Below are 16142 nucleotides of genomic sequence, written 5' to 3'. Positions count from 1 at the left end.
CTTGGCGGGCGGTCATCGGGCACGCCGGAACAACCGGCTGGCCATGCGAGGATATCCGATGTCCGGCCATGCATGCCAACACGAGCCACCACGACAGGTCGAACGGGATAATCTCCGAGGCAACCGTAGCGCATCCCCGAGGGGAGAGAGCGGGGACGGGGCAAGAGGCGCCGCGTGAATTCTGTCGCCCGGACACGGTAGAAACTTGGGGTGACGAGCTTCGACGAGCCGCTGGCCAAGGCCCTGGATCCCAAGACGGCCAAGCTGCTGGAGAGCGTCCTCGGCCTGCGCACCGCCGGTGACCTGCTGCGGCACTATCCCCGGCGCTACGCCGAGCGAGGCGAGCTGACCAATCTCGACGACCTGCAGGTCGACGAGCACGTCACCGTGGTGGGCGAGGTCACCAGGGTCATGCGCAAGCCGATGCGGAACAAGGGCGGCACCTGGCTGGAGGCCGAGGTCGTCGACGGCCGGCGCAGCAAGATCTACCTGTCCTTCTTCGGCAAGGCGTCCCACCTCGCGGAGTCGCGGCTGCGGCCGGGCACCAGAGGCATGTTCGCGGGGAAGGTCGGCGCGTTCGGCCAGGGCGAGAAGCGCAGATGGCAGCTCTCCCACCCCGAGTTCGAGCTGTTCGACGAGACCGAGGCCGGAGCCGAGGAGTTCGCCGCCGCGCTGGTGCCGATCTATCCCGCGGGCAAGGACGTCACCCCCTGGGCGATCCGCCGCGCGCTGGGGGTCGTCCTCGACACCATGGGCACCCTCGACGACCCGCTCCCGGCGGGCCTGCGGACCCGGCACGGACTCCCCGGCCTGACCGAGGCCCTCCTCGCGATCCACCGGCCACGTGATCACGGTGACGTGACCCGGGCGCGCAAGCGGCTCAAGTTCGACGAGGCGTTCCTGCTCCAGGCCGTGCTCCTGCAGCGCCGGATGGCCGCGGCGTCCTGGCCCGCCACCCCCCGGCCCCCGCACGGCGACGGGCTGCTGGCCGACTTCGACGGGCGCCTGCCGTTCCAGCTCACCGAGGGGCAGCGGGCCGTGGGGGAGGAGATCGCCGCCGATCTGGCCCTCGCCCATCCCATGCACCGGCTGCTCCAGGGCGAGGTCGGCGCCGGCAAGACCGTCGTCGCGCTGCGGGCCATGCTCCAGGTGGTCGACGCCGGAGGGCAGGCCGTGCTGCTGGCGCCCACCGAGGTGCTCGCCCAGCAGCACCACCGGTCGATCTCGGCGATGCTCGGCGATCTGGCCGCCGGCGGCATGTTCGGCGGCACCGCGGTCGCCCTGCTGACGGGTTCGCTGGGCGCGACGGCCCGTCGCTCGGCCCTGCTCGACGCGGCCTCGGGGGCGGCGGGGATCGTGGTCGGCACCCACGCGGTGCTCCAGGAGCACGTGCAGTTCGCCGACCTCGGCCTGGTCGTGGTGGACGAGCAGCACCGGTTCGGCGTCGAGCAGCGCGACGCCCTCCGGGAGAAGGCCGGCGGCGGGCGCCCGCACGTGCTGGTCATGACCGCCACCCCGATCCCGCGTACGGTCGCCATGACGGTCTTCGGCGACCTCACCGTCTCCACGCTCTCCCAGCTGCCCTCCGGCCGCGCGCCGATCACCACGCACGTGGTGCCCGCCGCGGAGAAGCCGCACTTCCTGGACCGCGCCTGGACGCGGCTACGTGAGGAGGTCGAGCTCGGCCGGCAGGCCTACATCGTCTGCCCGCGCATCGGCGACCTGGAGGGCGACGAGGGCGACCTGTCGAAGGACGACGACGGACGGCGGCCGCCGCTGGCGGTGCTGGACGTGGCCGAGATGCTGGCGGAGGGGCCGCTGCACGGTCTCCGTACGGCGGTGCTCCACGGCAAGCTGCCCCCGGAGGAGAAGGACGCGGTGATGCGGGCCTTCACCCGGGGCGAGATCGACGTCCTGGTGGCGACCACGGTCATCGAGGTCGGTGTGGACGTGCCGAACTCCTCGGTCATGGTCATCATGGACGCCGACCGGTTCGGGGTCTCCCAGCTCCACCAGCTCCGCGGCCGGGTCGGCCGGGGTGGCCTGCCGGGGCTCTGCCTGCTGGTGACCGACTCCCTGGGCGGCACCCCGGCCCGTCAGCGGCTCGACGCCGTGGCGGCGACGCTGGACGGCTTCGAGCTGTCCCGGGTCGACCTGGAGCAGCGCCGTGAGGGTGATGTGCTGGGTGTGGCCCAGTCGGGCCGCAGGTCGTCTCTGAAGATGCTCCAGCTCCTCCGCGACGAGGACGTCATCCACGCCGCCCGCCAGGACGCCGAGGCCATGCTGACGGCGGATCCCGGTCTGGCGGATCACCCCCTCCTCCGCATGGAGATCGACAGGCTCCTCGCGGACGAGCGCGCGGAGTATCTCGAGAAGACCTGAGAACCCGCGGGACGCCCCCGGACGGAGCCGGGGGGCGAGCTGCCGGGTGCGGGATGGGGTGGTTCCGGCGGGAGCCGGGTGCCCGGGGGAAAGTGTGCGGACCGGTGCCCAGCTGCGGGGACGGCCTCCCCCCGAATGCCGTCCCCGCCTGGGCCCACTCTCGGGTCAGGTGCCGAGAGCACCGGCGCGCGGAAGGGCTCACGATCACGCCGGTCGGCCTCCCTCTGGGTCATTTGAAGGCCGCAGCACTCATCATGCAAGGCACCGGGAGTGGGTGGAACGACCCTTGCGCTTTCGTCGCCACTCCTTGCCCACTCTTGACCTAGATCACCTCCGCATACCCTTTTGACCTGCGGTTATGTAATCCGCCGCGACACGCCGTGCTGCTGAGACACAGGGTGGCGCCCCCGCCGCTGCCGTGATCGGCGTAAAGGCGGACGTCTCGATCGGCACTGAGACAATGGACGGGTGAGTCGAGTCATCGCAGGAAGCGCAGGAGGACGACGGCTGGCCGTGCCGCCGGGACGGGGGACCCGTCCCACGAGCGACCGGGCCAGGGAAGGGATCTTCTCCACGGTGGGATCCCTGCTCGGCTCGCTGGACGGGGCGAGAGTGCTGGATCTCTACGCCGGATCCGGTGCGGTCGGGCTGGAGGCGCTCTCACGGGGAGCGGCCCACGCGCTGCTCGTGGAGTCCGACGCCAAGGCGGTCAGGACGATCAGGGCCAACATCGCGACCCTCGGACTGCCCGGAGCCAGGCTCGCCGCCGACCGGGTCGAACGGGTGCTGGAGCGAGGCGCGGAGGGGCCGTACGACCTCGTGTTCGCGGATCCGCCGTACGCGGTGACCGATGAGGCGGTGGACGCGATGCTCGGGCAACTGAGGGACCGTGGCTGGCTGGCGGAGGACGCGCTGATCGCGGTGGAACGGGAGAGCCGGGGGAATGACCTGGTGTGGCCTGCCGGATACGAGGAGGAGAGGGTCCGTCGTTATGGTGAAGCGTCCGTTTGGTACGGTCGCGCCGCCGGAAATCCATAGAGCAGGGGGTTTGCCTTGCGTCGCGTTGTCTGTCCGGGGTCGTTCGATCCCGTTACCAACGGCCACCTGGACATCATCGGCCGGGCCTCCCGGCAGTATGACGAGGTCGTCGTCGCCGTTCTGATCAACATTGAGAAGAAAAGCCTGTTCACCGTCGAGGAGCGCATCGAGATGCTCCAGACCGTGACCAAGGAGTACGGCAACGTGCGCGTGGACAAGTTCCACGGCCTGCTGGTGGACTACTGCAGGCAACAGGAGATCCCCGCCATCGTGAAGGGCCTGCGCGCCATCAGCGACTTCGACTACGAACTCCAGATGGCCCAGCTCAACTATCGGATGTCCGGTGTCGAGACGCTGTTCATGGCGACCGGGCCGGAGGTGTCGTTCCTGTCCTCCAGCCGTATCAAGGAGATCGTCCGGTACGGCGGAAGCGTGGCCGGGCTGGTTCCCGATCTTGTACAGGAACTCCTGGTCGAACGGCTCAGGGGCTAGGTCCTGGTATTCTCTTGTTTTGGCCTTGCACAACGGCGGTTATTCGCCATGCCTGATGAGAGCGGAATGACTCTGCACAGCCTCGATCCTCGAGCCCCCTGGGTGATATCCACCCACGATCTGGGCAGGCGACCAGGTTCGATGCTTCAGATGACCCGCACTCTCCCGGCACCGGCGGAGATCGGCGTTGACATGATCGGCGTCCCCAGGGACGCCGATGTCGAGCTGGACATCCGGCTTGAGGCGGTCATGGAAGGTGTGCTCGTCACGGGCACGGCGCGAGCCCCGCTGCGGGGGGAATGCGCACGCTGTCTGGAACCGGTGGTCTCGGAGACCGAGGTCGGCTTCCAGGAGCTGTTCTTCTACTCGGCAGAGGATGCTGCCGAGGGTGACTCGATCCTCGATGGTGAACTTCTCGACCTCGAGCCCACGTTCCGCGACGCGGTGGTCCTCACACTGCCGTTGAGCCCGGTCTGCAGTGAAGACTGCGCGGGGCTGTGCGTGGAATGCGGGGTCAGGCTGGCGGATGCCGAGCCTGGTCACACGCATGAGGTGATCGACGCTCGCTGGGCCAAGTTGCAAGGTCTGATTCCGGAACATAACAACGATCAGGAGAGCTGACGTGGCTGTCCCCAAGCGCAAGATGTCGCGGAGCAATACTCGCTCCCGCAGGTCGCAGTGGAAGGCCGCCGCGGTTTCGCTCGTGAGCTGCCCCCAGTGCCGCTCGCCGAAGCGTCCGCACGTGGCGTGCCCGACCTGCGGCACCTACAACCGCCGTCAGGTGATCGAGCCCTCCGCCTGATCGCATTCTGACTGACGGATGCCGGCCGGGTCCTTCTGGCCCCGGTCGGCGTCACCGTCTGGCCACCACTGCGATGGCGGTCCGCCCGCGGCTGTGGTGGACGCCGGGGTCCGCGATGACGCGTACCCTCCCGGCGCCCACCACGTCTTCGGGCACTTCTCGTTCCCCTTCGCCATCGCGCATTCAACGAGAGAAGTGCGAGGAGAAGACGTGGGTACGAGCGTTAAGCCAGTGGCCGTCGAGCTCGTCAGGGACGAGCTGGAGCAGTTGCTGTCCGTGCGGCTGGACGTCGCGATCCTGGAGCGGGCGATGACCCACCGCTCCTACGCCTATGAGAACGGCGGCCTGCCCACCAACGAGCGCCTGGAGTTCCTCGGCGACTCGGTGCTGGGCCTGGTGGTCACCGACACCCTCTATCGCAACCACCCCGACCTGCCCGAGGGGCAGCTGGCCAAGCTCAGGGCCGCGGTGGTCAACATGCGCGCACTCGCCGACGTGGCCCGCACGCTGGGCCTGGGCCGCTTCCTGCGGCTCGGCCGGGGCGAGGAGGGCACCGGAGGGCGCGACAAGTCCTCGATCCTCGCCGACACCCTTGAGGCGCTCATCGGCTCGGTCTACGTCAACCGGGGCCTGGACGAGGCGTTCCGTGTCGTCCACCTGCTCTTCGACCCTCTCATCATCCGCTCGGCCTCGCTGGGCGCCGGTCTCGACTGGAAGACCTCCCTCCAGGAGCTCACCGCGTCCGAGTCGCTCGGCGTGCCCGAGTACCACGTCGGGGAGAGCGGCCCCGACCACGCCAAGTCCTTCACCGCCGTCGTCCGTCTCGGCGGCGAGGACTACGGCTCCGGCTCCGGCCGTTCGAAGAAGGAAGCCGAGCAGCAGGCCGCCGAGGCCGCCTGGAACCGGATCCGCCAGGACCGGGACAAGCGCGGAACCGGCTGACCTTTCAAGGAGGGGCGCATGCCCGAGTTGCCCGAGGTCGAGGTTGTACGGCGTGGTCTGGAACGCTGGGTGTCCGGGCGGGTCGTCGCCTACGCCGAGGTGCTGCACCCGCGGGCGATCCGGCGGCACGTCCCCGGCGCCGAGGAGTTCTCCTCCCGGCTGAGGGGCCGTACGATCGGCACCGCCGAGCGCCGGGGTAAGTACCTCTGGCTGCCTCTGGACGGCTCCGACGCCCTCCTGGCCCATCTGGGCATGAGTGGCCAGCTGCTGGTCGTGGAGCCCGACTCGCCGCTGGAGAAGCACCTCCGTGTCCGGATCGGTTTCACCGACGGCGGCCCCGACCTGCGCTTTATCGACCAGCGGACCTTCGGCCACGTGCTGGTGACCGCGATGGCCCACGCCGGCGGCCGGCCCGTGCCGGAGCCGATCACGCACATCGCGGCCGACCCGTTCGAGGAACACTTCGACGAGGAGCTGTTCGGCCGCCGCCTGCGTGCCAGGCAGACCGAGATCAAGCGGGCGCTCCTCGACCAGTCGCTGATCAGCGGCGTCGGCAACATCTACGCCGACGAGGCGCTCTGGCGGGCACGGCTGCACGGTGCCCGGCCCACCGGAGCGCTGACCCGGCCGAAGATCGCCGAGCTGCTGGGCGCCGCCCGGCAGGTGATGGCGGCGGCGCTGTCGGAGGGGGGCACATCCTTCGACAGTCTCTACGTGAATGTCAATGGCGAGAGCGGTTACTTCGACCGGTCGCTCGCCGTGTACGGCAGGCGGGACGAGCCCTGCCCCAGGTGTGGCGCACCGATCATCAGGGAGTCGTTCATGAACCGCTCCTCCTACAGCTGTCCCCGTTGCCAGCCCCGGCCGAGAAAGGCCGTGTCATGACGGACGTCCGGCTGACCGCCTGGGTCAGGGGTCACGTGCAGGGCGTGGGTTTTCGCTGGTGGACGCGTGCGCGGGCGCTGGAGCTCGGCCTGGCGGGCTGGGCCAGGAACATGCCTGACCGGCGGGTGGAGGTCGTGGCGGAGGGCTCACAGGCGTCCTGTGTCCGGCTGCTCGAACTGCTCCGGAGCGGTGACGCGCCCGGCCGCGTCGACGGGGTCGTGGAGCGCTGGAGCGAGGCCAAGGAAGGGCTCGCTGGTTTTGTGGAACGCTAGCCGTTTCTTTAGCCCCTTGAAATGAGGTATATTTTACCGTTGGGAGTGCCCGAAGTGCATCCGAGCGGAGCGTTCAACTTGACCGTCTCTCTCACCGGTGCGACTCTTGATAAGAACCACGCGCACCCCTCCCGCGGCAAGAAGTGCGCGAACCAGTCTGGTCACTCAGCGTGGAGGACCCTTAACCATGGCGAAGGCTCTACTCGGCCACGTCGGCGGTCCTGACCCTCGTATGGTCTCGGAAATGCGCCGCCTCCAGCAGCGTATCCGTGATCTTGAGGCAGAGCTCACCCGGCTCCAGGCCCAGAACGACGAACTCGCGGCAGGCACCCGTGACGAAGCGTTCAACCGCCTGCAGGATCGTGAGCCGGCCCTCACCTAACGGGCCGGGACGAAACCACACTGTCCAGGGACGCCTCCAGAGGCGTCCCTTGTCATATCCGGCGTTACCCGGCCGTCACGCACGGCGTCCCATGTGACGTGAGAAGAAGGCCAGCTGCTCGGGGAGAACCCGGCGGCGGTAGGCCGTGTCCCTGCATCCGCCGGAGATCCCGCCCTCGGCCGTGGCGCCCAGCGCCTTCAGGCCCTTCAGCATCGTCTCCGTCTGCGGAGCCCACAGATCGCGCTCGCCGCAGCCCAGCCAGACGGGGATGTCCACCAGCTTCTGTAGCGGTGCCCGCGCCGCGCTGACGGCCGGTGCGGTCGCGGCGACCGCCGACACCCGCTCCGGACCCAGCTCCGCCGCCAGCCTGAGCGCGCCTGCGCCCCCCGCCGACCAGCCCAGCAGCCCGATCCGCCGGGTGTCCAGGTTGCACTCCCGCAGGTAGGGGAGGAGTTCCCCGGTGAGGTCGGCCGACGGCCAGTCGTCGATGGAGGCCACCGCGAAATGGCCGCCGCTCGCGGCCAGGTGGCGGGCGACCGCATAACGATCGAACGGGGTGCGCGCGTCCCCGGTGGTGCTGTGCAGCATGACCACCACGGTGAGCGCGCCGCGCGCGTCCGGGGGCAGCCCGATGACCACTCTGCGGCCGTCCACCCTGCTCCGTTGGAGCGTTCCAGGCAGTGTCTTCGGCGGTTCGGGGAGCGCACCGCAGACGATCTGCGCGTACGCCTCCCGGACCCCGTCCGGCCCGGCCGCCAGCGCGGCACCGCCGAGGCTCAGGGCGGCCAGTCCGCCGCCCACGAGAAAAGCGCGCCGTCCGAGGGAGGTTTCCCCCCTTACCGGGGGTGCTGGAGCCTCGCCCTCACCGCGTTCCGCATCCATGGAGGGCACCATAGGCGGTGTACGGGCGAGCGTGGGGGAAGAACGGTAGTCTTCCCAGGCGGGCGGACCAGGCGGACGACGGGGGAGGACGCTGGTCGCGGACGCCCGAGCCGCGACGCCCGGCGTGCGCGGTCGCGCGAGGCACACCGGGGATGGAGGGTTCTGCGTGTATCTGAAGACCCTCACCCTGCGCGGTTTCAAGTCCTTCGCCTCGGCCACCACCCTCCGTTTCGAGCCGGGCATCACCGCGGTCGTCGGTCCCAACGGGTCCGGCAAGTCCAACGTGGTCGACGCGCTGGCCTGGGTCATGGGCGAGCACAGCGCCAAGTCGCTGCGCGGCGGCAAGATGGAGGACGTGATCTTCGCCGGGACCTCCTCGCGGGCCCCGCTGGGCCGCGCCGAGGTCACGCTCACCATCGACAACACCGACGGCGCGCTCCCGATCGACTACACCGAGGTCACGATCAGCCGCCTGATGTTCCGGGCAGGGCAGAGCGAGTACGCCATCAACGGCGACACCTGCCGCCTGCTCGACATCCAGGAGCTGCTGTCGGACTCGGGCATCGGCCGCGAGATGCACGTCATCGTCGGGCAGGGCCAGCTCGACCAGGTGCTCCACGCCGGTCCCGAGGACCGCCGGGCGTTCATCGAGGAGGCGGCGGGCGTCCTGAAGCACCGTAAGCGCAAGGAGAAGGCGCTGCGGAAGCTCGACGCGATGCAGGCCAACCTGACCCGCGTCCAGGACCTCGCCACCGAGCTGCGCCGCCAGCTCAAGCCGCTGGGACGTCAGGCCGAGATCGCCCGCAAGGCCGCCGTCATCCAGGCCGACCTCCGCGACGCCCGGCTCCGGCTGCTCGCCGACGATGTGCTCACCCTGCGGACCACGCTGGAGCGGGAGACCGCGGACGAGGCGGCCATCCTCGCCCGCCGTACGGTGGTGGAGACCGAGCTGGAGCAGGGGCAGCTCGGAGAGGCCGAGCTGGAGGCCGCCGAGGCCGAGGCCCAGCCGCGTCTGGCCGCCGCGCAGGAGACCTACTTCCGGCTCTCCTCGCTGCGGGAGCGCCTCAGAGGCCTGGCCGGGCTGGCCGCCGAGCGGCACCGGAACGCCACCGACACCGCTGTGGAGCGACGCGGGCGTGACCCGGAGGACCTCGAACGCGAGGCCGAGGAGGTCCGGGAACAGGAGCGGGTCCTGGCCGAGCTGCTCGCCGAGGAGCAGGAGTCGCTCGCCCGGGCCGTGGCCGAACGCGCCGAGACCGAGGGTGCGCTGGCGGCCGAGGAACGGCGGCTGGCCGCCGAGGCCAGGGCCGCCGCCGACAGGCGGGAGGGACTGGCCAGGCTCCGGGGTCAGGTCGGCGCCGTGCGCAGCCGCGCCGGGGCGGCCGAGGAGGAGATCGGACGGCTGGCCCGCTCCCTGGAGGAGGCCCGGCAGCGCGCCGAGCGTGCCCAGGCCGAGCACGACAGCCAGGAGCAGGCCGGCCCGGCGGCGGATCCCGCGCTCACCGAGGAGCTGGAGATCTCCCTGGAGGTCGTGGAGCAGACCCGCCAGGCCGTCGAGGTGGCCAAGGCCGCGGTGGAGGAGGCCAAGGCGGCCGTCGCGGGCCCGAACGCAGCCCTCGGCGCGGCCAAGGCGGCCCTCGGCGCGGCCCGCAGGGCCGACCAGGAGGCGCAGCGCCAGGTCGCCGCGCTGGAGGCCAGATCCGAGGCGCTGGAGCTGAGCCTGGCCAGGGGCGCGGACGGCGGTGCGGCGCTGCTCGCCGCCGACCTGGCCGGCGTGCTCGGACCGGTGGCCACCATGCTGACCGTCCGGCCGGGCGCCGAGGTGGCCGTCGCCACCGTTCTGGGCGCGGCCGCCGAGGCCGTCGCCGTGGAGTCCCTGCAGAGTGCGGCGGACGCCATCGACTTCCTCAGGAGCTCCGGCGGCGGCCAGGCCGCCCTGGTCATCGCCGCCGACGGCGGGGAGACCCCGGAGGGTCCCGTGCCGGTGGCCGGCGCCGAATGGGCGATCGACCTGGTCACCGTCCCCGCCGAGCTGCGGGCCGCCGCCGCGCACCTGCTGGCGGGCGTGCTGGTCGTCGACGAGCTGGCGACCGCGAGGAAGGCGGTCGATCAGCGGCCGGAGCTGCGGGCGGTCACCCGTTCCGGCGACCTGCTGGGCGCCTATGCAGCCCGGGGCGGCTCGGCCGGTGGCACGTCGGCGCTGCAGATGCGGGCCGCGCTGGACGAGGCGGCCGCCGACCTGACCACCGCCCGGCTGGTCGCCGAACAGGCCGCGACGGCGATGGAGGAGGCCGCCGAGGCCGAGGGGGAGGCGCAGCTCGCGGTCGAGGCAGCCCAGGCACGGGTGACCGAGGCGCAGACGGGTGTGCAGACCGCGCAGGCCGGGGTCAACGCGGCGCAGGCCGCACTGGACCAGGTCCGGGCCCGGCAGCGCGACGCCGACCAGCGGGCCGCCACGGCGGCCAGGCGGCTCGCCCAGCTCGACGCCGCGGCCAAGGCCGCCCGCGACGAGTGCGAGCGGCTGGCCAGGGGCGTGCGGGCGGCGCAGGAGGCACGTGACCGGGATGCGGCCGGGCTCGCCGAGCTTGAGGAGCGGCTCGCCGCGGCGGAGAGCACGGAGGGGGTGGAGACCGAACCCACCACCGAGATCCGCGACGAGCTCGCCGAGGTCTGTTCGGCGGCCAGGCAGTCGGAGATGGAGGCCCGCCTCGCCGTACGGACGGCGGAGGAACGGGTCAGGGGCCTTGAGGGCAGGGCCGACGGCCTGATGCGCGCGGCCGAGCGGGAGCGCGAGGAGCGGTCCAGAGCCGCCGAGCGGCGTGAGCGGCGGCGCAGGCAGGCTCAGGTGGCCCAGGCGGTGGTCCGGGGGGCCGAGATGACGCTGGGGACGCTGGAGGCGTCACTGGCGGGCGCAGCGGCCGAGCGTGACGAGGCCGAGCAGGCGCGCGGGCAGATCGACGCCTCGCTCAAGTCCGTCCGGCTCCGGGTGCGCGAGCTGTCCGGGGAGCTGGACAAACTGGTCAACCGGGTGCACGGCAGCGAGATGGCCAGGACCGAGCAGCGGATGCGCCTGGAGCAGCTCCAGACGCGGGCGGTGGAGGAGTTCGGCGTCGAGGCCGACACGCTCATCGCCGAGTACGGCCCCGGCGAACCGGTCCCCACCGATGGCGACCCGGTGCCCTATGTCCGGGAGGAACAGCAGAGGCGCGCCAAGGCGGCCGAGCGGCAGATGGCCCAGCTCGGCAAGGTCAACCCGCTCGCGCTGGAGGAGTTCGCGGCGCTGGAGGAACGGCACGCCTTCCTCACCTCGCAGCTGGAGGACCTGAAGAAGACCCGGCGTGACCTGCTGCTCGTGGTCAAGGAGGTCGACGACCGGGTCGAGCAGGTGTTCACCGCCGCCTACCACGATGTGGCCCGCGAGTTCGAGACGATCTTCACGCGGGTGTTCCCCGGCGGGGAGGGCAGGTTGCTGCTCACCGACCCGGAGAACATGCTGACCACCGGCGTCGAGGTCGAGGCCCGGCCCCCGGGCAAGAAGGTCAAGCGGCTGTCGCTGCTGTCCGGTGGTGAGCGGTCGCTGACCGCCGTCGCCTTCCTCGTCGCCATCTTCAAGGCGCGGCCCTCGCCGTTCTACGTCATGGACGAGGTCGAGGCCGCGCTGGACGACACCAACACCCAGCGTCTGCTGACCCTGTTCGAGGAGCTGCGGCAGACGTCACAGATCATCATCATCACCCATCAGAAGCGCACGATGGAGATCGCTGACGCCCTGTACGGCGTGTCGATGCGGGGAGACGGAGTCACCCAGGTCATCAGCCAGCGACTGAGGGAACACGAGCCGGCCTGACCCGGCGAGGTCGGAGCATTCCGGGGCGTCTGGAAAACTATGGTCTTGTGGAAGCCTACCTTGGCGTAATCGTGATCGTTGTCGTCCTGCTCGCCGCAGGCGGCATGTTCCTGCTGCTCAGGTCGGGGAGCAAGACCGCTCCGCCGCCGGTCGAGCCGCCCGTGGTGTTGCCGATCCCCGAGAAGGGGGAGCAGGCGCCCCCCAGGGGAGCCACCGATGACGACGCGGCGACCACCACTATCCCGCCTCCGCCGGTCAAGCCGGCCGAGCCCGTGGTCGTCGGCCCGGTCATCGAGATCCCGCCGCCGTCCGCCGGCCGGATGGTACGGCTGCGCGCCCGGCTGGCCAGGTCGCAGGGCACCCTGGGCAGGGGGCTTCTCGACCTGCTCTCCCGGGACCGTCTCGACGACGACACCTGGGACGAGATCGAGGAGACCCTGATCACCGCCGACGTCGGCGTCGCGCCCACGCAGGCGATGGTCGAGGACCTGCGCACCCGCGTGAAGGTGCTGGGCAGCCGGACGCCCGAGGAGGTGCGCGCCCTGCTCAAGGAGGAGCTGCTCACCCAGCTCGGCACGGATCTGGACCGCACCCTGCACGTCACGCCGCACGGTGAGCGTCCGGCCGTGGTGCTCGTGGTCGGTGTCAACGGCACCGGCAAGACCACCACCAGCGGCAAGCTGGCCCGTTCCCTGGTCGGGGACGGCAACAAGGTCGTGCTCGGCGCGGCCGACACCTTCCGCGCCGCCGCCGCCGACCAGCTGCAGACCTGGGGAGACCGGGTCGGAGCCGAGGTCGTGCGCGGTCCGGAGGGGGGCGACCCCGCCTCCGTCGCCTTCGAGGCGGTGGCCAAGGGCATCCAGGACAAGGTCGACGTGGTGATCGTCGACACCGCCGGGCGGCTGCACACCAAGACCGGTCTGATGGACGAGCTCGGCAAGGTCAAGCGCGTCATCGAGAAGAAGGCCACGGTGGACGAGGTCCTGCTCGTCCTCGACGCCACCACCGGTCAGAACGGCATGCGCCAGGCCACGGTGTTCGCCGAGGCCGTGAACATCACCGGTATCGCCCTGACCAAGCTCGACGGCACCGCCAAGGGCGGCATCATCATCTCCGTCCAGCGGGAGCTGGGCGTCCCGGTCAAGCTCGTCGGCCTCGGCGAGGGCCCCGACGACCTGGCCCCGTTCGATCCCGAGGTCTTCGTCGACGCGCTCCTCGGAGACTGACCGCCGGCGAGACCGGCGGTCAGTGCAGCACGCCGACCGGGACGACCAGGGGGGTTCCGGCCACGGGGTCCTGGATCACCTTGGCGTCGAGGTCGAAGACCTCCGCGAGGAGGGGTTCGGTGAGAACGTCGTGCGGTGGTCCGGCGGCGACGATCCTGCCGTCACGCATGGCGACCAGACGGTCGGCGTAGCGGGCGGCGAGGTTGAGGTCGTGCAGGACCATGACGACGGTACGGCCGTGCTCGCCGTGGAGCCTGCGGACCAGTTCCAGGACCTCGACCTGGTGGGCCAGGTCGAGGAAGGTCGTCGGCTCGTCGAGCAGCAGCAGGTCGGTGCCCTGGGCCAGGGCCATCGAGATCCACGCGCGCTGGCGCTGCCCGCCGGACAGCTCGTCCAGCGGGCGCTCTTCCAGCTCCAGCAGGCCGGTCATGGACAGCGCCTCGCGGACCGCGGCCTCGTCGCCGGACGACCACTGCCGGTACCACGTCTGGTGCGGGTGCCGTCCCCTGGCCACCAGGTCGGCCACGGTCAGCCCCTCCGGGGCCGTCGGAGCCTGCGGCAGCACGCCCAGGACCTTGGCGACCTCCCTGGTGGGCATCCTGTCGATGCGCTTGCCGTCCAGCAGCACCTCGCCGCCCGACGGCCGCAGCAGCCGCCCCAGCGCGCGCAGCAGCGTGGACTTTCCGCACCCGTTCGGCCCGATGATCGTGGTCACCGTCCCGGGCTCGATCCCGAGGTCGAGCCCGTCGACGATGACGCGGTCACCGTACCCGAGCGTGACGTCGACGGCCTGCAGTCTCACGATCGTCCCTTTCTGCGCACACGGATCAAGAGGTAGATCAGGTAGGGGGCGCCGAGGACCGCGGTGACCACACCCACCGGCAGTTCGGCGGGGCTGAACAGGGTCCGCGCGACCAGGTCGGCCGCGGCGGTGAGCACGGCTCCGGCAAGCGCCGAGACGACCAGGGGCGGCTGGGCCACCCCGGCCAGGCGCAGCCCGATCTGCGGGGCCGCCAGGGCGACGAACGCGATGGGCCCGGCGGCCGCGGTGGCCACCGCGGCGAGCAGGACGGCAGCCAGGATCATCAGGCACCTGGCGAGGTTCATCCGTATCCCCAGGCCGGTCACGGTGTCGTCGCCGAAGCGCAGCGCGCCGAGCGAACGGGTGCCGACCAGGGCAGACGGGACGAGCACGGCGAGCGCGAGCGCGACCGGGACGACGTGCTCCCAGCCCCGGCCGTTCAGCGAGCCGCTGATCCAGACCATCGCCCGGCTGCTGTCGGTGACGTCCCCGACCGTCAGCAGCCAGTATTTGACGTTGGTGAACACCGCCGACACACCGATGCCGACCAGCACCAGGCGGTAACCGTCCAGCCCCTTGCGCCAGGCCAGCAGGTAGACGGCCAGCGCTCCGGCCAGGCCGCCGAGCAGGGCGATGAGGGGGATGCCCACGGAGGCCAGGGCGCCGCTGGCGCCGCCCGCGGTGCTTCCGGCGGCCACGATGGCCGCGACCACGGCAACGCTGGAGCCAGGGGTGACGCCGAGGATGTCGGGGCTGGCCAGCGGGTTGCGGGCGATGGCCTGGGTGATCGCGCCGGCCAGGGCGAGGGCCGCGCCGACGAGGACGCCGGTCAGCGCACGGGGGAGCCGGAGCTCCATCACGACGAAGTGGTTCGAGCCGTCGCCGGTGATCGCCTGGAACACCTCGGGGACGCTCATCGGGATGTCGCCGATGCGCAGGCCGAGTGCCACCAGCAGCACCGCGGCGGCCAGCAGGATCAGGGCCACCGCGACGGAACGGGTGCGCAGCAGCCAGGAGGCGGGGCCGGTCCGCAGCGGACGTCCGTGCGCGAGCCGTACGGGGGGAGAGGTCACAGGCGGATCGGCTTTCTACGGCGGACCAGGGAGACGAAGAACGGCGCGCCGATCAGGGCGAGCACGACGCCGACCTCCAGCTCGCCGGGACGGGCGATGATCCGCCCGATCACGTCGGCGCCGAGCAGGGCGGCGGCGCCGATCAGCCCGGAGTACGGCAGCAGCCAGCGGTGGTCCGGGCCGGACAGTGGGCGGGCCAGGTGCGGGACCATCAGGCCGAGGAAGGCCAGCGCGCCACAGGCCGCGACGGAGGCCCCGCTGAGCAGCGTGACCGAAGTCACGCCGATGGTCCGGGTCAGGGTGATGTTCTGGCCGAGGGCGCGGGCGACGTCCTCGCCGAGGGAGAGCGCGTTGAGGCCGGGGGCGTTGACCATGGCCAGGATCAGGCCGACGGTGACGAACGGAAGAACCTGCCAGACGACGTCGGTACCCCGCCCCGCGATCGAGCCCGCCTGCCAGAAGCGGAAGACGTCCATGGCCTGCTGGTCCATCAGAACCAGGGCCGAGGTGAGGGCGTAGAGGAAGGCGCTGACCGCGGTGCCCGCGAGGGCCAGCGTCACCGGGGTAGGGGCGCCGCGGCCCCCGGCCATGCCGAGGGCGAAGACGCCCACGCTGGCGATCAGGGCCCCGGCCATGCCGGGCCATATGTAGCCGTACAGGCTGGTGACGCCGAGCACCATGATGCTGAGTACCATCGCGAACGCGGCACCCTGGGTGACGCCGAGCAGGCCGGGATCGGCCAGCGGGTTGCGGGTGTGACCTTGCATGAGCGCGCCGGCGACGCCGAGCGCGACCCCGGCCAGCACGCCGACGGCGGTCCTGGGGATGCGCAGCGACCGGATGATGATGTCGTTCTCGGTGCCCGCCGGGCCGGTCAGTGCATGCCACACGTCGCTCAGCGGGACCGGCTTCGCGCCGATCGTGACGCTCAGCATGATCGTCACCAGGAGGGCGCCGAGCAGACCGGCCAGCACGGCCGGGCGTCTGTGCCGGGGCGTCCGTGCCGTGCCCGGCGACGGTGGCCGCGCGGTGGCTACCTCTGTGCTCACCCGTACTCCTCTCGTGTTTGCCGGATCCCGGACAAGTATGTCAGGTTAGGTATGGCTAACCTAAATTA

15 protein-coding genes are annotated in these 16142 nt (G+C 71.2%); 11 read left to right on the top strand and 4 right to left on the bottom strand.

The genetic code is table 11. The annotated features are described in order from the left end of the window. Window positions 1-210: 210 nt before the first annotated feature. From recG to ACIN94_RS19930, 9 genes are all read left to right on the top strand, one after another. Window positions 211-2382, top strand: a complete 2172-nt coding sequence (gene recG, locus ACIN94_RS19970) for an ATP-dependent DNA helicase RecG (protein WP_400708018.1) — start codon at window positions 211-213, stop codon at window positions 2380-2382. A 468-nt stretch (window positions 2383-2850) separates the two neighbouring features. Next, on the top strand, window positions 2851-3420 hold the full coding sequence (rsmD, locus tag ACIN94_RS19965) for a 16S rRNA (guanine(966)-N(2))-methyltransferase RsmD (RefSeq protein WP_400708016.1): 570 nt from the start codon (window positions 2851-2853) through the stop codon (window positions 3418-3420). Between the two features lie 15 nt (window positions 3421-3435). Further along, window positions 3436-3912: a pantetheine-phosphate adenylyltransferase gene (gene coaD / locus ACIN94_RS19960; protein ID WP_271221957.1), complete on the top strand. Its 477-nt coding sequence runs from the start codon at window positions 3436-3438 to the stop codon at window positions 3910-3912. Window positions 3913-3978: 66 nt separating this feature from the next. After that, window positions 3979-4533, top strand: coding sequence for a YceD family protein (locus tag ACIN94_RS19955; RefSeq protein WP_400708014.1), 555 nt, complete (start codon window positions 3979-3981; stop codon window positions 4531-4533). A gap of 1 nt (window position 4534) precedes the next feature. Continuing rightward, complete coding sequence (gene rpmF, locus ACIN94_RS19950; RefSeq protein ID WP_012894381.1) at window positions 4535-4714, top strand: 50S ribosomal protein L32; 180 nt, start codon at window positions 4535-4537, stop codon at window positions 4712-4714. Window positions 4715-4972: 258 nt separating this feature from the next. Then, entirely contained in the window at window positions 4973-5656 is a 684-nt protein-coding gene (rnc, locus tag ACIN94_RS19945) for a ribonuclease III (protein ID WP_400708150.1), read from the top strand. Window positions 5657-5674: 18 nt separating this feature from the next. Further along, a complete protein-coding gene (gene mutM / locus ACIN94_RS19940) occupies window positions 5675-6541 on the top strand; it encodes a bifunctional DNA-formamidopyrimidine glycosylase/DNA-(apurinic or apyrimidinic site) lyase (protein WP_400708011.1) in 867 nt (288 codons plus the stop codon). Further along, complete coding sequence (locus tag ACIN94_RS19935) at window positions 6538-6813, top strand: acylphosphatase (protein ID WP_400708010.1); 276 nt, start codon at window positions 6538-6540, stop codon at window positions 6811-6813. The genes mutM and ACIN94_RS19935 overlap by 4 nt, the downstream gene beginning before the upstream one ends. Before the next feature lie 187 nt (window positions 6814-7000). Continuing rightward, complete coding sequence (locus ACIN94_RS19930) at window positions 7001-7195, top strand: hypothetical protein (RefSeq protein ID WP_400708008.1); 195 nt, start codon at window positions 7001-7003, stop codon at window positions 7193-7195. 75 nt (window positions 7196-7270) lie between these two features. Here ACIN94_RS19930 and ACIN94_RS19925 read toward each other — a convergent pair whose 3' ends face one another. Next, on the bottom strand, window positions 7271-8077 hold the full coding sequence (locus tag ACIN94_RS19925) for an alpha/beta hydrolase-fold protein (RefSeq protein ID WP_400708006.1): 807 nt from the start codon (window positions 8075-8077) through the stop codon (window positions 7271-7273). A 166-nt stretch (window positions 8078-8243) separates the two neighbouring features. Here ACIN94_RS19925 and smc point away from each other — a divergent pair, with 166 nt between their 5' ends. Together smc and ftsY are read left to right on the top strand one after the other, a co-directional pair. Then, complete coding sequence (gene smc, locus ACIN94_RS19920; protein WP_400708004.1) at window positions 8244-11924, top strand: chromosome segregation protein SMC; 3681 nt, start codon at window positions 8244-8246, stop codon at window positions 11922-11924. A 104-nt stretch (window positions 11925-12028) separates the two neighbouring features. Then, entirely contained in the window at window positions 12029-13150 is a 1122-nt protein-coding gene (gene ftsY / locus ACIN94_RS19915) for a signal recognition particle-docking protein FtsY (protein WP_400708148.1), read from the top strand. Between the two features lie 19 nt (window positions 13151-13169). On the opposite strand, the gene ACIN94_RS19910 is transcribed toward ftsY, so the two are convergent. From ACIN94_RS19910 to ACIN94_RS19900, 3 genes are read right to left on the bottom strand one after another with little or no spacing between them, the layout of a single operon-like run. After that, a complete protein-coding gene (locus ACIN94_RS19910) occupies window positions 13170-13952 on the bottom strand; it encodes an ABC transporter ATP-binding protein (protein WP_400708002.1) in 783 nt (260 codons plus the stop codon). Beyond that, a complete protein-coding gene (locus tag ACIN94_RS19905) occupies window positions 13949-15025 on the bottom strand; it encodes a FecCD family ABC transporter permease (protein ID WP_400708000.1) in 1077 nt (358 codons plus the stop codon). The genes ACIN94_RS19910 and ACIN94_RS19905 overlap by 4 nt, the downstream gene beginning before the upstream one ends. Continuing rightward, entirely contained in the window at window positions 15022-16074 is a 1053-nt protein-coding gene (locus ACIN94_RS19900) for a FecCD family ABC transporter permease (RefSeq protein ID WP_400707998.1), read from the bottom strand. Before ACIN94_RS19900 ends, ACIN94_RS19905 begins: the two co-directional genes overlap by 4 nt. Window positions 16075-16142 lie beyond the last annotated feature (68 nt).

The sequence above is a fragment of the Streptosporangium sp. NPDC087985 genome (assembly GCF_044741965.1).
Lineage (GTDB): Bacteria > Actinomycetota > Actinomycetes > Streptosporangiales > Streptosporangiaceae > Streptosporangium.
The sequence above is the reverse complement of the archived record's forward strand: the minus strand, read 5'-3'. Positions and strand labels throughout refer to the sequence as shown.